The organism is Citrobacter sp. Cb080 (genome assembly GCF_030334745.1).
Classification (GTDB): domain Bacteria; phylum Pseudomonadota; class Gammaproteobacteria; order Enterobacterales; family Enterobacteriaceae; genus Citrobacter; species Citrobacter braakii.
Genome location: NZ_JAOWDG010000084.1, coordinates 127,734 through 142,722 on the forward strand (window position 1 = coordinate 127,734; position 14,989 = coordinate 142,722).

Here is a 14,989-nt window from a genome sequence, read left to right on the forward strand (position 1 = left end):
TGCCAGATATAAGCCTTTATCACCTCACCTTACACTTGGTGGGTTTTATTACGCTCAACGTTAATGTATTTTTATTCACAAATACTGCATGAATATTGATACTATCATGACCCGAGGTGTGTCAACAATGAAAAACAATTTACCGCCATTTATCGAGATATACCGCGCTCTGATTGCCATGCCGTCGATTAGCGCCACCGAAGAAGCGCTCGACCAAAGTAATGCAGGTTTAATCACTCTGCTGGCGGGCTGGTTCAAAGATTTAGGCTTTAATGTGGAGGTCCAGCCGGTTCCCGACACGCGCAATAAATTCAATATGCTGGCAAGCATTGGACAGGGAGCCGGTGGTTTGTTGTTGGCGGGCCATACCGATACCGTCCCCTTTGACGACGGACGCTGGACGCGCGATCCGTTCACCCTGACCGAGCATGACAATAAGCTCTACGGTTTGGGTACGGCAGATATGAAAGGCTTCTTCGCCTTTATCCTCGACGCGCTGCGTGACGTCGACGTCACTCAACTGAAAAAGCCCCTGTACATTCTGGCCACTGCCGATGAAGAGACCAGCATGGCGGGAGCGCGTTATTTCTCTGAAACCACCGCTTTACGCCCGGACTGCGCGATCATTGGCGAACCCACTTCTTTGCAACCTGTCCGCGCGCACAAAGGTCATATCTCTAATGCGATTCGCATTTTGGGACAATCGGGTCACTCGAGCGATCCGGCTCGTGGCGTGAATGCCATTGAACTGATGCATGATGCCATCGGCCATATCATGAATCTGCGCGATGACCTGAAAGAGCGCTATCACCATGATGCTTTTACCGTCCCGTATCCGACGTTAAATTTGGGTCACATCCACGGCGGCGACGCTGCTAACCGAATCTGCGCCTGCTGCGAGCTGCATATGGATATTCGCCCACTGCCCGGCATGACGCTTAACGATCTCAATGGCTTACTTAACGACGCGCTGGCCCCGGTCAGCGAGCGCTGGCCGGGTCGCCTGACGGTGTCGGAGCTGCATCCGCCAATTCCAGGCTATGAGTGCCCACCGGATCATCAACTGGTACAAGTGGTTGAGAAACTGCTGGGCGCACAGACTGAGGTGGTGAACTACTGCACCGAAGCGCCGTTTATCCAGACGCTTTGCCCGACGCTGGTGTTAGGGCCTGGCTCCATTAATCAGGCGCATCAGCCGGATGAGTATCTGGAAACTCGTTTTATTAAGCCAACCCGCGAATTGATCACCCAGGTTGTGCATCATTTCTGCTGGCATTAACCGCTTATCGCCTCGCTAACCCTTTAGTGGTAAGCGAGGTAATTTATTAACATTTCCATAAGCAAAGCTTATTTGATTCGATGTGAATTAAATAACGTAAATTCCCGTCATTTTTTCGTTTGCTGAACCGATTTCGCAGCAATTGACGTCACGACTTTTACGTGGCTTTATAAAAGACGGCTAACATACAAAGTCCGAGAGATTTCGTGTCACAGCAAGGCGGCAAGCGAGCTCATACAAGGAGCTTACATAAGTAAGTGACCAGATGGGCAAGCGCAGCCAACGCCGATGTCGCGCGAAAGATACAGGACGCATAAATTAAAGATGGGGTGTCTGGGTTAATATGAACGAACAATATTCCGCGTTGCGTAGTAATGTCAGTATGCTCGGCAAAGTGCTGGGGGAGACCATCAAGGATGCGCTGGGAGAGAACATTCTTGACCGCGTAGAAACAATCCGTAAGTTGTCCAAATCATCCCGCGCCGGCAATGAAGTCAATCGCCAGGAGCTGCTCACTACGCTGCAAAACCTGTCTAACGACGAGCTGCTGCCGGTTGCCCGCGCGTTTAGCCAGTTTCTGAACCTGGCCAACACCGCCGAGCAGTACCACAGCATTTCGCCAAAAGGCGAAGCAGCCAGCAACCCGGAAGTGATTGCTCGCACTCTGCGTAAACTGAAAGAGCAGCCCAACCTCGATGAAGCCACCATCAAAAAAGCCGTCGAATCTCTCTCCCTGGAGCTGGTTCTCACCGCCCACCCAACCGAGATCACCCGCCGTACGCTGATCCATAAAATGGGTGAAGTGAACGCCTGTCTCAAGCAACTTGATAACAAAGACCTCGTCGATTACGAGCGCCATCAGCTGATGCGCCGTCTGCGCCAGTTAATTGCCCAGTCCTGGCATACGGATGAAATCCGCAAGCTGCGCCCAAGCCCGGTTGATGAAGCCAAATGGGGCTTCGCGGTGGTTGAAAATAGCCTGTGGGAAGGCGTACCAAATTATCTGCGCGAGCTGAACGAACAACTGGAAGAGCATCTGGGCTATAAGCTGCCCGTTGATTTTGTCCCGGTTCGCTTTACCTCCTGGATGGGCGGCGACCGCGATGGCAACCCGAACGTAACGGCGGATATCACCCGTCACGTGCTGCTACTGAGCCGCTGGAAAGCGACCGATCTGTTCCTGAAAGACATTCAGTTTCTGATTTCTGAGCTGTCGATGGTGGATGCTACACCGGAACTGTTGGCGCTGGTGGGCGAAGAAGGCGCAGCAGAACCTTACCGTTATCTGATGAAAACCCTGCGTTCACGTCTGATGGCAACCCAGGCCTGGCTGGAAGCCCGTCTGAAAGGCGAGAAATTACCGAAACCTGCGGGACTTCTCACCCAAAACGAACAGCTCTGGGACCCGCTATATGCGTGCTATCAGTCTCTGCAGGCCTGTGGCATGGGCATTATCGCCAATGGCGAATTGCTCGACACCCTACGCCGCGTGAAATGTTTCGGCGTACCGCTGGTACGTATTGATATTCGTCAGGAAAGCACCCGTCACACTGAAGCCCTTGGCGAACTGACCCGTTATCTGGGCATTGGCGACTACGAAAACTGGTCGGAAGCGGATAAACAGGCTTTCCTGATCCGCGAGCTGAACTCCAAGCGTCCGCTGCTCCCACGTAACTGGGAGCCGAGCAACGACACCCGCGAAGTGCTCGACACCTGCCGGGTCATTGCCGAAGCCCCGTATGGCTCTATTGCCGCCTATGTTATCTCAATGGCGAAAACGCCATCGGATGTACTGGCCGTACATCTGCTACTGAAAGAAGCCGGTATCGGTTTTGCTATGCCGGTTGCCCCGCTGTTTGAAACGCTGGACGACCTCAACAACGCCGATGACGTCATGTCCCAACTCCTGAACATTGACTGGTACCGTGGCTTTATTCAGGGCAAACAGATGGTCATGATTGGCTACTCTGACTCCGCAAAAGATGCAGGCGTGATGGCGGCCTCCTGGGCGCAATATCAGGCGCAGGACGCGTTGATCAAAACCTGCGAAAAAGCCGGTATCGAACTGACGCTGTTCCACGGTCGCGGTGGCTCCATTGGTCGCGGTGGCGCGCCTGCGCATGCGGCGCTGCTTTCTCAACCACCAGGCAGCCTGAAAGGCGGTCTGCGCGTGACAGAACAAGGGGAGATGATCCGCTTTAAGTACGGCCTGCCGGAAGTGACCATCAGCAGCCTGTCGCTGTATACCGCAGCAATTCTGGAAGCCAACCTGTTACCGCCGCCAGAGCCGAAAGATAACTGGCGTCATATCATGGATGAGCTTTCCGATATTTCCTGTGAGCTCTATCGTGGATATGTGCGTGAAAACAAAGACTTCGTCCCCTACTTCCGCTCCGCAACGCCAGAGCAGGAACTGGGTAAATTACCGCTCGGTTCACGTCCGGCAAAACGTCGCCCAACCGGCGGGGTAGAGTCTCTGCGCGCCATTCCGTGGATCTTTGCCTGGACGCAGAACCGCCTGATGCTCCCGGCGTGGCTGGGTGCAGGCACCGCACTGCAAAAAGTGGTTGAAGACGGTAAGCAAAGCGAACTCGAAGCAATGTGCCGCGACTGGCCATTCTTCTCCACACGTCTTGGCATGCTGGAAATGGTTTTCGCCAAAGCAGACCTGTGGCTGGCAGAATACTACGATCAGCGCCTGGTCAAAAAAGAGCTGTGGCCGCTGGGTGAAGAGCTGCGTCAGCGCCTGGAAGCCGATATCGATGTCGTGCTGGCGATTGCCAACGACTCACATTTGATGGCCGACCTGCCGTGGATTGCCGAGTCCATTCAGTTAAGAAATATTTATACTGACCCGCTGAATGTCTTACAGGCTGAGCTGTTACACCGCTCACGCCTGGCAGAAGAGCAAGGCAATGCACCGGATCCGCGCGTTGAACAAGCGCTGATGGTGACAATCGCTGGTGTCGCAGCCGGCATGCGTAATACAGGCTAACGTCCCCCCTCGTCGCCTTCGTGCTATTGTACGAAGGCGACAACAAAAACTGCTGTCATAACCGCTTCTTTTTCAATATATTCCCGCCTGAATATATTCACATTGTGAATATATCAACAGCAAAACACGATCCTAAGATCGTGATGCTTAAGTTCCTCTTAATATTAAGTCGCTACTCTTGGCGCTACGATTAAAGACAGGCTCACATTATGCAATCCTTACAACTCCAGTCTAAACCTAAATTTAGCTGGAAAGCCCTGGGTTGGGCGCTCCTCTATTTTTGGTTTTTTTCCACTTTACTCCAGGTCGTTATTTGTTTAACCGGATATAGCGGAACTAATGGATTACGCGACTCCTTGCTATTCAGTTCGCTGTGGTTGATCCCGGTATTTTTATTTCCAAACCGTATCCGTATTATTGCTGCCGTCATTGGCATGGTGCTATGGGCGGCCTCGCTGGCTGCTCTGAGCTATTACGTCATCTACGGACAAGAGTTCTCGCAAAGCGTTCTGTATGTGATGTTTGAAACCAATGCGAACGAAGCCAGCGAATATCTCAGCCAGTATTTCAGCCTAAAAATTGTTCTTATCGCCCTGGCCTATACGGCTATCGCTATTCTGCTGTGGACGCGTCTGCGCCCTGTTCATATTCCATCGCCCTGGCGCTATCTGGTGTCGTTTGCGTTGTTATACGGTTTGATTCTGCATCCGATAGCCGTTAACACCTTCATCAAACACAAGCCGTTTGAAAAAACGTTGAATGGCCTCGCCTCACGTATGGAGCCCGCCGCACCGTGGCAATTCATCTCCGGGTATTATCAGTACCGTCAGCAGTTGACCTCACTCAATAGCCTGCTGAATGAGAACAATGCCCTGCCGCCGCTGGCTAACTTCAAAGATAACTCCGGCGATGCCCCACGTACGCTGGTGCTGGTCATTGGCGAGTCAACGCAGCGTGGTCGCATGAGCCTGTATGGTTACCCGCGCGAAACGACGCCAGAACTGGATGCATTGCATAAATCCGATCCTAACTTCACCGTATTCAATAATGTCGTGACCTCACGTCCGTACACCATTGAAATCCTGCAACAGGCGCTGACCTTCGCCAATGAGAAGAATCCGGACCTGTACCTGACTCAACCGTCTCTGATGAATATGATGAAACAGGCAGGTTATAAAACCTTCTGGATCACCAATCAGCAGACGATGACGGCTCGCAACACCATGCTGACCGTGTTCTCTAAGCAGACGGATAAGCAGTTCTATATGAATCAGCAGCGTACGCAAAGTGCGCGCGAATATGACAGCAATGTGCTGGCGCCATTTAAAGAAGTACTGGCCGACCCGGCACCGAAAAAGTTCATCATCGTGCACCTGCTGGGTACGCATATTAAGTACAAATTCCGCTATCCGGATGGTCAGGGTAAATTCGATAACAATGTCGACAACGTTCCCCCCGGCCTGGATGATGATGAGCTGGAAGCATACAACGATTACGACAGCGCGAATGTCTACAATGACCATATCATTGCGAGTCTGATAAAAGACTATAAAGCGACCGATCCGAACGGCTTCCTGCTCTACTTCTCCGATCACGGGGAGGAGGTATACGATACGCCACCGCATAAAACGCAGGGTCGTAATGAAGACAACCCGACGCGCCATATGTATACGGTACCGTTCCTGCTGTGGACCTCTGAAAAATGGCAGGCTGCACACCCGCGCGACTTCTCACAGGATGTGAATCGTAAATACAGCAGCTCAGAGCTTATCCACACCTGGTCTGATTTAGCGGGATTCACCTACGACGGTTTCGATCCGACCCGATCCATTACCAGCCCGCAGTTCAAAGAGACGACCCGCTGGATTGGCAATCCGTACAAAAAGAATGCCCTGATTGATTACGATAGCCTGCCGTACGGCGATCAAATCGGTAATCAGTAATACTCGTATCGGCCACTCTTAAAGAGTGGCCTTTTTTTATGATGACGGTTACTGTTTCCCCTGTCTGCTGCCTGCAAGGGATTAACATGTATCACGACGTCAGCCATCTTCTCTCCCGCCTGATTAACGGCCCCACGCCGCTGCGCCAGGTTTATTTTGCCAGCAGCAGTAGTTCAACGCCGGAGCTGGCGTATCAGGTCGATTTTCCCCGGCTGGAAATTGTGCTGGAAGGTGAGTTCACCGATAACGGTGTTGCTGGCGCATCCGCGACGTTACTGCCTTGTGATGTGCTATTCGTTCCGGCTGGCGGCTGGAACTTTCCGCAATGGCTCAAACCGGTCACCACGCTCAGCATTCTGTTCGGCAAACAGCAACTGGGTTTCAGCATCGTCCAGTGGGACGGCAAGCAGTATCAAAATCTTACCCGCCAGCACGTCGCGCGGCGTGGGCCACGAATTGGCTCTTTCCTGCTGCAAACGCTCAATGAAATGCAGATGCAACCGCAGGAGCAACAAACCGCCAGGCTAATCGTTGCGAGCTTACTGAGCCACTGCCGCGATCTGCTGGGCAGCCAGATCCAGACCGCATCACGCAGTCAGGCGCTTTTCGAAGCCATTCGCGACTATATTGATGAACGCTACGCTTCGCCGCTCACCCGAGAATCCGTCGCGCAGGCGTTTTACATCTCACCCAATTACCTCTCCCACCTGTTTCAAAAAACGGGCGCTATCGGGTTTAACGAATACCTGAATCACACGCGACTGGAACACGCGAAAACGCTGCTGAAGGGTTATGAACTGAAGATCAAAGAAGTGGCGCACACCTGTGGGTTTGTTGACAGCAACTATTTCTGCCGCCTGTTTCGCAAAAATACCGAACGTTCGCCGTCAGAATATCGTCGGCAATACCACAGCCAACTGACGGAGATAAAAGCTAATCCAAAGTAAGATGTGTGTGCTGTGGTGCAGAAAGCAGCTTTCGCACGGCGCTCATCACCCGCTGCGGCTCACGCAGAAATGCGCTAATGCCCGACTGGACGTATCGGCTCTGCGTAAATCGCTCTGCTCCTGCCAATTCAATATCGGTAATGAGCAACACCGCATCAGCACGGTTAATATCCTCTTCCGTCAGGCGATTTTCGGTACCCAACGCGCCCTGAGTTTCAATCTTGATGCTCCATTTCTCCTGCTGGCAGAGTTTCTCCAGCCGTTCAGCGGCCATATAAGTATGGGCCACGCCGCTTACGCACGCGGTGACAGCAACCAGATATCGTACAGGTGCGATGGCCATACTATCCTCCTACTGTTACCTGAAATCCGGCGCATTCTGCCATCTTACGTATAAAACCTATCTCTTGCGCCGACGGGACGGGCACTTCTTTCATCGACCAGGGTAATCCGAGCAGGTTGTATTTCGGTTCGCCATATTGATGAAACGGTAGCAGGTGTACCTGCTTTATGCCTAATGATGACAACAGCGTCAACGCCTGCTGCGTGTTCTCTACATTCATCGTAAAGCCCGGAATCAGCGGCAGGCGAGGTATGATATTAACCCCTTCAGCGACCATTAGTCGTAAATTCGCCAGCACGCGCGGCAGGTTCATATTAATGGTCTCACGCGCCAAATGGACATCCATAATTTTGAGGTCAAACAGCACCTCATCGCACTCTCTTGCCAGCGATAACAAACGACTGGCTGGCGCATCGCCAGCCGTTTCAATCGCGCAGCGAACATCCCAGCGCCGCAGACGTTGCAGGAATCGTACGGCAAAGGGCGCTTGCATCAGCACTTCACCACCGGAAAGCGTCACCCCCCCCGCCAGAGGTGCGAAAGAAAATATCATCTTTCATCACTTCACGTTCCAGCTCGTCCAGCGAGATATCACGACCGATACGTTCAAACGCACCGGAGGGACACTCATCAGCATCACGTAGGCAGGGTGTACAGTGCAGGCATTTACTCTCCCGCCGTACTGTTTCAATACGTGGGGAGAGAGATTCAGGGTTGGCGCACCACGGGCAGGTATGCGGACAACCTTTAAAAAAGACTACCGTACGAATACCTTGTCCATCATTCAGTGAGTAACGCTGAATATTAAATATACGCGCGACGTCCTCGCCACGTGGGTCAATAACCTCACAGCTGATGCGCGGTGCGGCGAATGATGTCATCCTGGATCTCCTTCGACAGCTCGACAAAGAAGGCGCTGTAACCCGCCACGCGCACCACCAGCCCGGCGAAATCTTGTGGGCGCTGCTGCGCTTCTCGCAATGTGTCGGCATTCACCACATTAAACTGGATGTGCTGGAGCTTGAGCTGGGTAAATGCCCGCAGAAAATCCGCCAGCTTGCGTAAACCAGCCTCACCTTCCAGTGTGGCTGGCGTAAACTTCACGTTCAGCAAAGTCCCATTGGAAAGCAATGTGTTATCCAGCTTGCTGACCGATTTCAATACCGCCGTCGGCCCTTGCATATCCTGCCCCAGCATCGGCGACAGCCCCCCGTCCGCCAACTGTTCCCCGGCGAAGCGACCATCTGGTGTCGCTCCGACGACCGAACCCAGCGGCACGTGCGCAGAGACAGTATATGAACCCGGTGTAAATTGCCCGCCGCGTGGATTCTGGTATTTCTCTACCTCTTTGCAGTAATGACGCAGCAGTTCGGCGCTGATGTTATCTACATCATCAATATCGTTGCCGTATTTTTCGAAGCGGTTAATCAGCCGGGCGCGAATTTTCTCGCCTTCCGGGGTAGCAAAGTTGTCTTTTAGCACCGACAAAAGTTCGTCAAAAGTTAAGCGCTGTTGTTCAAATACCAGTCCATTGAGCGCATGCAGCGAATCGCTCAGGTTCGCAATACCGATCCCCTGTACGCCGGAGAAGTTATAACGCGCGCCGCCGTCGGTAATATCACACCCTTTATCCAGGCAATCGCTAATAAACGAGGAGAGCAGCGGCACCGGCGCCCAGTCGCGATGACCGATATCGCAGATATTACTGCCTTCGACCATCAACGTAATGTAGTGGCTGATTTTGGCACGAATATGCTTCAACAGGTCTTCGTACGTCAGCGCGCGATTGCCTTCGTTCTCATGCAGGCAGATTTCCATTACTTTCAGCAGATTAAACATGGCGATGTCGTGCAAACCGTATGTTCTGCCAGGAATAGACAGCTCGACACAGCCGACTACCGCGTAATCTCGCGCATCTTCCAGCGAGACGCCACGGTTAAGAAATGCGGGCACCACCACTTCATCATTAAAGATTTGCGGGATGCCGGTCCCGAGGCGAATGGTCTGTGCCGTTTTCATCAGGAACGGCGTATCGATCAACGCGTTCGTGCGCACACCGAGATTTGGTTGCGGCAGTTGTACGCTCTGATAAGCATCAAGACAGAGAAACGACAGTACGTTTACCGCACTACGACCATTCTCCGTTAATCCCCCAAGCAGTGCGGTGTAACCCGTTGGGAAGCCAGCGAAATAGCGCGCGCTGCTTGTGGATCGCAGCAGTACAATGTCATTGCATTTCACCCATAGCGATTCGAGGATTTCTTTTAAGAGTGCAGGATCTTCCCCCTGCGTCAGCGAGGTCTGATAAAACGGCAGCATATACTGGTCGAAGCGTCCGAGTGAGAGCGAACTGGCGTTGGACTCATATTGCAAAATAATGTTCATGTACCAGAACAGCTGACATGCTTGCCAGAAGGTTTGCGGCTTATGCTGGGCGTTATGCCGGGAGTTTTCTGCAATCGTCAGCAATTCCTGACGTCGCTGCGCATCCGGGCAGTTTTCCGCCATTTTTTCTGCCAGCAGGGCGTAACGCAGAATGTGGCTTTGCGAAGCCTCAAGCAGCAACAGAGCAGCCTGATAAAAGTGGTTATCCGGCTGCTGCAGACAATGCGCCCGCATCTGCGCTACCAGTTCGCCAAGCCCGAGATTCAACAGGCGCGGATAATCAATAATGATATGCCCCTGACCTTTATCCGTCTGGTTAACGCTAAAAATCTGCGTACGGACAGCGGCTTTTACCTCATCGGTCATCTGACCGTTGATGAAATCTTTCATCGACCGCTTTTCCCAGTACGGATACAGCACATCGCGATAGAGATGTTTATCCTCTTCGCTGATGTCAAAACGGTCCTGCGGACGGGTTGGAAACTGCTCCAGCTCGTTGAGCAGCCAGTAAGGATCCATTTCCGGTGACATTATGCCCGCCCGCGGTTTAACGGTACGGTTCCCGGCTATCAGTTCCTCATCACGAATCGATATTTCAACGTGCTCAAGAATATATGCGGTGGCTTTCGCCCGCCGTAGAATAACCGGCTCTCCCTCCGTCTGCTGGTGGCTGGCGGTATATAGCAGCGCACGCTCAAGCGAAATTTCGCGGTTATTCTGAAACAGAGCGTTTTTTAAACGTTGGATACGGCTAGTCATGAGGAACTCCTGTAGAAAAACTGATGCCAGATGGCGCTGTGCTTATCTGGCCTACGTATCAGTAGGCCGGATAAGTCGCCCCCCCTCCGGCAAACAAACCGTTATGCGGTTTGCGCAAGGTGTGCGCCAATCTTGTTCATGATGGCGTCGGCACGTTTCACTGCATCGCTGATGTTGACACGAACGATAGTTTTGCCCGCAAAACGCTCTTCAAACTTAATACCAATGTCTTTGGTCAGAATCACCATGTCGGCTTCTGCCACATCCGCCGCGGTCAGTTCGTTTTCCAGACCGATCGACCCCTGAGTCTCAACCTTTACTTCCCACCCCTTGGCTTTAGCGGCGCTTTCCAGCGCTTCGGCGGCCATATAGGTGTGGGCAACGCCAGAAGGACATGCAGTTACTGCGATAATCTTGGTCATGACTCATTCCTCGCTTAATTCATTTCAAAATCTAAATCCAGGTCGTCTTCTTTCTGGTCGACCTGAGACACTTTTTTCCGCGCCAGACTTTTCAGTACATTAACGCACACTGCGGTCACTACAGCCCCCACGGCAACCGCCGCGATATAACCCAATTTTCCTTCCACGACCGGCAGAACAATCAGCCCGCCCCAGCCGGCATAACACTGCGCACCAAACAGCGCGGCGGTTACCGTGCCGCAGGCGGAACCCACCATAATGGATGGGATAACGCGCAGCGGATCGGCGGCAGCAAAAGGAATTGCGCCTTCCGTTACGCCAACGCAGCCCATCACCAGCGCGGCTTTACCGGCTTCACGTTCTTCAGAAGAGAAATTCTTACGACCAATCAGCGTCGCCAAACCTAAGCCCAGCGGCGGCACGCAGATCCCTACCGCGGCGATTGCCACCACGGTATAAACACCCTGCGCCACGCAAATCAGCATGAAGGCGTAGGCAACTTTGTTAATCGGCCCACCCATATCGAAGGCCAACATCAGTCCCATAATTACCGCCAGCAGCACGATGCTGCCCTGCTGCATACCCTGCAGCCACTCGGTTAGGCTAGTGGTTAACGCACCAACGGGTTCTCCCAGGCCCCACATCATGATGCCTGCGGTGATAAAGGTGCCGACAATAGGAATAACGAAGATAGGCATTACCGATCGCAACACCTTATGTACGGGGATCTTCTTCAGATAATGGACGACGATACCGCCAATAATCCCGGCAATTAGCGCGCCGAAAAAACCTGCGCCGAAGCTGTTTCCCACCCATGCGCCAATCGAACAAGGGGCGAGAGCAGAACGTTCAGCAATGGAATAACCAATGTAAGCGGCAAGGAATGGCACCATCAACGTCAGCCCTGCGACGCCAATATCAAACAGTTTCTTGAGATTAGGATCGGTCACCGCATCCGGTACCGCGCCCTTGCCATACAACATGACGGAGACCGCCAGCAAAATTCCACCCGCGACTACGAAGGGGATCATATGCGAAACACCTGTCATCAGGTGCTGACGGGTATTTTTCAGGATTTGTACCAACTCTTTCATAAGTCGCTCCCAGGCTGCCTAAAGCCCATATCCATAAACTTGTTGCGGAAAACAATAGGCAATCCGACGCGGCGCAAACAGTGGATAAAAAGGCCATTTGCTGGACTTTTGTAATGTCAGCGCAAAAATGCGATCCGCCTCATAACTTGTAGTTTCTCGGAATTTATAGAGGACATGCTGACTTGTGAGGGATATCTCACTTTGATGGTTACATTACATTTATCCAGTTTTTGGCAGATTTGTCAGATGGCAGGTTCAGGCGCTGCCCTTTTATCCTGTAGCGAGAAATCGTTATGGGAGATGAGGCTATGGCCCTGATTGTGGAATTTACCTGTGAGCTGCCCAATGGCGTACATGCGCGCCCGGCAAGTCACATAGAAACGCAGTGCAACACCTTTACTTCGCACATTGAGTGGCACAACCTGCGTACCGAACGTAGGGGTAACGCCAAGAGCGCATTGGCACTGATTGGCACCGATACTCTGGCGGGTGATAGCTGCCAGTTGCTGATTTCCGGTGCAGATGAACAGGCAGCCCACCAGCATTTAACCCAATGGTTACGTAATGAATTTCCACACTGCGATGCACCGCTAGCGGAAGCCAAAAGCAACGAGCTGGAGCCACTTCCTGCATCCCTCACCAATCTAAACCCACAGCTTTTTCGCGCTCGCACCGTCTGCAGCGGCAGTGCGGGAGGCGTTCTGAGTCTGCTCTCTTCGCTGGATCTCAACGCCCTTAACAATCTCCCGTCCGCTAAAGATATTGAAACCGAGCAGGCGGCACTGGATAACGGCTTAACGCTGCTGATGAAGAATATTGCGTTTCGGTTACTCGACAGCGACGGCGCAACCAGTGCGATTCTGGAAGCACACCGCTCGCTGGCAAGCGACCTCTCACTGCGTCAGCACTTGCTCGCTGGAGTATCTCGCGGGTTAAGCTGCGCCCAGGCGATTGTCGAAAGTGCCGGACATTTTTGTGATGAATTCGCCCGCTCCAGCAGCAGTTATTTACAGGAACGTGCGCTGGATGTGCGCGATGTCTGCTTCCAGCTTCTGCAGCAAATTTATGGAGAGCAGCGTTTTCCTGCGCCGGGAAAACTAACCCAGCCTACGGTCTGTATGGCGGACGAGCTCACACCGAGCCAGTTCCTCGAACTGGACAAAACATTGCTGAAAGGCTTGCTGTTAAAAAGCGGCGGTACCACTTCACACACGGTGATTCTCGCCCGGTCATTCAACATTCCTACGCTGGTTGGCGTGGATATTGAATCCTTAATGCCATGGCTGCAGCAAACGGTTTATATCGATGGTAACGCAGGAGCGGTCATTGTTGCCCCTGATGAATCCGTCGTACGTTACTACCAGCAGGAAGCCCGTATCCAGGATGCCATTCGAGAACAACAACGTATCTGGCTGACCCAGGAGGCGCGCACGGGTGATGGCATCCGCATGGAAGTCGCCGCCAACATCGCCCATTCCGTGGAAGCGCAAGCAGCCTTTGGCAACGGTGCGGAAGCGGTTGGCCTGTTCCGCACGGAAATGCTGTATATGGACCGCACCTGCGCCCCGGATGAGAACGAGCTATACAACATTTTCTGCCAGGCGCTGGAGCCCGCGCAGGGACGCAGCATCATTGTACGCACCATGGATATCGGTGGTGATAAACCCGTTGATTACCTGAATATTCCTGCCGAAGCCAACCCGTTCCTCGGTTATCGCGCGGTGCGTATCTATGAAGAATACGCCGCTTTGTTTACCACACAACTGCGATCGATCCTGTGCGCATCAGCGCACGGTAGCCTGAAAATCATGATCCCAATGATCTCCTCTATGGAAGAGATCCTGTGGGTCAAAGAGAAGCTGGCCGAAGCCAAACAGCAACTGCGTACTGAACACATCCCGTTTGATGAGAAGATCCCGCTCGGTATCATGCTGGAGGTTCCGTCGGTGATGTTCATCATCGATCAATGCTGCGAAGAAATTGATTTCTTTAGTATTGGCAGTAATGACCTGACGCAATACCTGCTGGCGGTCGACCGCGACAACGCCAAAGTTACCCGCCATTACAACAGCCTGAATCCAGCCTTCTTGCGCGCACTGGATTACGCCGTACAGGCGGTACATCGGCAGGGGAAATGGATTGGCCTGTGCGGCGAACTTGGCGCTAAAGGTTCAGTGCTACCGCTGCTTGTGGGACTGGGTCTGGACGAGATCAGCATGAGCGCTCCCTCCATTCCCGCCGCCAAAGCGCGGATGGCGCAACTTGACAGCCGCGCCTGCCGTCAGTTGCTGAATCAAGCAATGGCGTGTCGAACGTCGCTGGAGGTCGAACATCTGCTGGCTCAGTTCCGCATGACTCAACAGGATACCCCTCTGGTTACCGCCGAGTGCATCACGCTGGATAGCGACTGGCGTAGTAAAGAGGAGGTCATCAAAGGGATGACCGACAACCTCCTGCTGGCAGGTCGTTGCCGCTATCCGCGTAAACTGGAAGCCGATCTGTGGGCGCGCGAAGCGGTCTTCTCTACCGGATTAGGTTTTAGCTTCGCCATTCCACACAGCAAATCAGAACATATTGAGCAGTCCACTATCAGCGTAGCGCGCCTGCAAGCGCCGGTACGTTGGGGTGATGATGATGCGCAGTTCATTATTATGCTGACGCTCAACAAACACGCCGCTGGCGACCAGCATATGCGTATTTTCTCGCGTCTGGCACGGCGCATTATGCATGAAGAATTCCGTAACGCGCTGGTTAACGCCGCCTCTGCCGACGCTATCGCCAGCCTGCTGCAACATGAACTTGAACTTTAAAGAGGGTGTTTT

At 52.9% G+C, this 14,989-nt stretch carries 9 protein-coding genes and 1 pseudogene; 5 read left to right on the forward strand and 5 right to left on the reverse strand.

The annotated features are described in order from the left end of the window. The first annotated feature begins 127 nt into the window (after positions 1-127). The 4 genes from argE to OGV38_RS23835 all read left to right on the forward strand — a co-directional run bounded on the left by argE (position 128) and on the right by OGV38_RS23835 (position 7,164). The gene (gene argE / locus OGV38_RS23820; RefSeq protein WP_016155286.1) at positions 128-1,279 is read left to right on the forward strand and encodes an acetylornithine deacetylase; all 1,152 of its coding nucleotides are present in this window, start codon (positions 128-130) and stop codon (positions 1,277-1,279) included. 343 nt (positions 1,280-1,622) lie between these two features. Continuing rightward, on the forward strand, positions 1,623-4,274 hold the full coding sequence (ppc, locus tag OGV38_RS23825) for a phosphoenolpyruvate carboxylase (RefSeq protein WP_016157932.1): 2,652 nt from the start codon (positions 1,623-1,625) through the stop codon (positions 4,272-4,274). Positions 4,275-4,483: 209 nt separating this feature from the next. Beyond that, a complete protein-coding gene (locus OGV38_RS23830; protein WP_019077898.1) occupies positions 4,484-6,217 on the forward strand; it encodes a phosphoethanolamine transferase CptA in 1,734 nt (577 codons plus the stop codon). 86 nt (positions 6,218-6,303) lie between these two features. Then, positions 6,304-7,164 (forward strand): helix-turn-helix transcriptional regulator, encoded by an 861-nt coding sequence (locus OGV38_RS23835; RefSeq protein ID WP_137367549.1) that lies wholly within the window; start codon positions 6,304-6,306, stop codon positions 7,162-7,164. On the opposite strand, the gene OGV38_RS23840 is transcribed toward OGV38_RS23835, so the two are convergent. From OGV38_RS23840 to OGV38_RS23860, 5 genes and pseudogenes are all read right to left on the reverse strand, one after another. Further along, entirely contained in the window at positions 7,151-7,507 is a 357-nt protein-coding gene (locus OGV38_RS23840; protein WP_016155282.1) for a PTS fructose-like transporter subunit IIB, read from the reverse strand. The two genes, OGV38_RS23835 and OGV38_RS23840, sit on opposite strands and share 14 nt — an antisense overlap. A 1-nt stretch (position 7,508) precedes the next feature. After that, positions 7,509-8,388, reverse strand: a pseudogene (locus OGV38_RS23845) ([formate-C-acetyltransferase]-activating enzyme). Next, positions 8,354-10,651, reverse strand: coding sequence for a formate C-acetyltransferase (locus OGV38_RS23850; protein WP_269519864.1), 2,298 nt, complete (start codon positions 10,649-10,651; stop codon positions 8,354-8,356). The pseudogene OGV38_RS23845 and the gene OGV38_RS23850 overlap by 35 nt, the downstream one beginning before the upstream one ends. A 101-nt stretch (positions 10,652-10,752) precedes the next feature. Next, positions 10,753-11,073 (reverse strand): PTS fructose-like transporter subunit IIB, encoded by a 321-nt coding sequence (locus OGV38_RS23855; protein WP_016155279.1) that lies wholly within the window; start codon positions 11,071-11,073, stop codon positions 10,753-10,755. Positions 11,074-11,087: 14 nt separating this feature from the next. Continuing rightward, positions 11,088-12,167 carry a PTS fructose transporter subunit EIIC gene (locus OGV38_RS23860; protein ID WP_286475255.1) on the reverse strand — a complete coding sequence of 360 codons (1,080 nt, stop codon included), beginning with the start codon at positions 12,165-12,167 and terminating at the stop codon, positions 11,088-11,090. Between the two features lie 308 nt (positions 12,168-12,475). Here OGV38_RS23860 and ptsP point away from each other — a divergent pair, with 308 nt between their 5' ends. Next, complete coding sequence (gene ptsP / locus OGV38_RS23865) at positions 12,476-14,977, forward strand: phosphoenolpyruvate--protein phosphotransferase (protein ID WP_131405505.1); 2,502 nt, start codon at positions 12,476-12,478, stop codon at positions 14,975-14,977. Positions 14,978-14,989 lie beyond the last annotated feature (12 nt).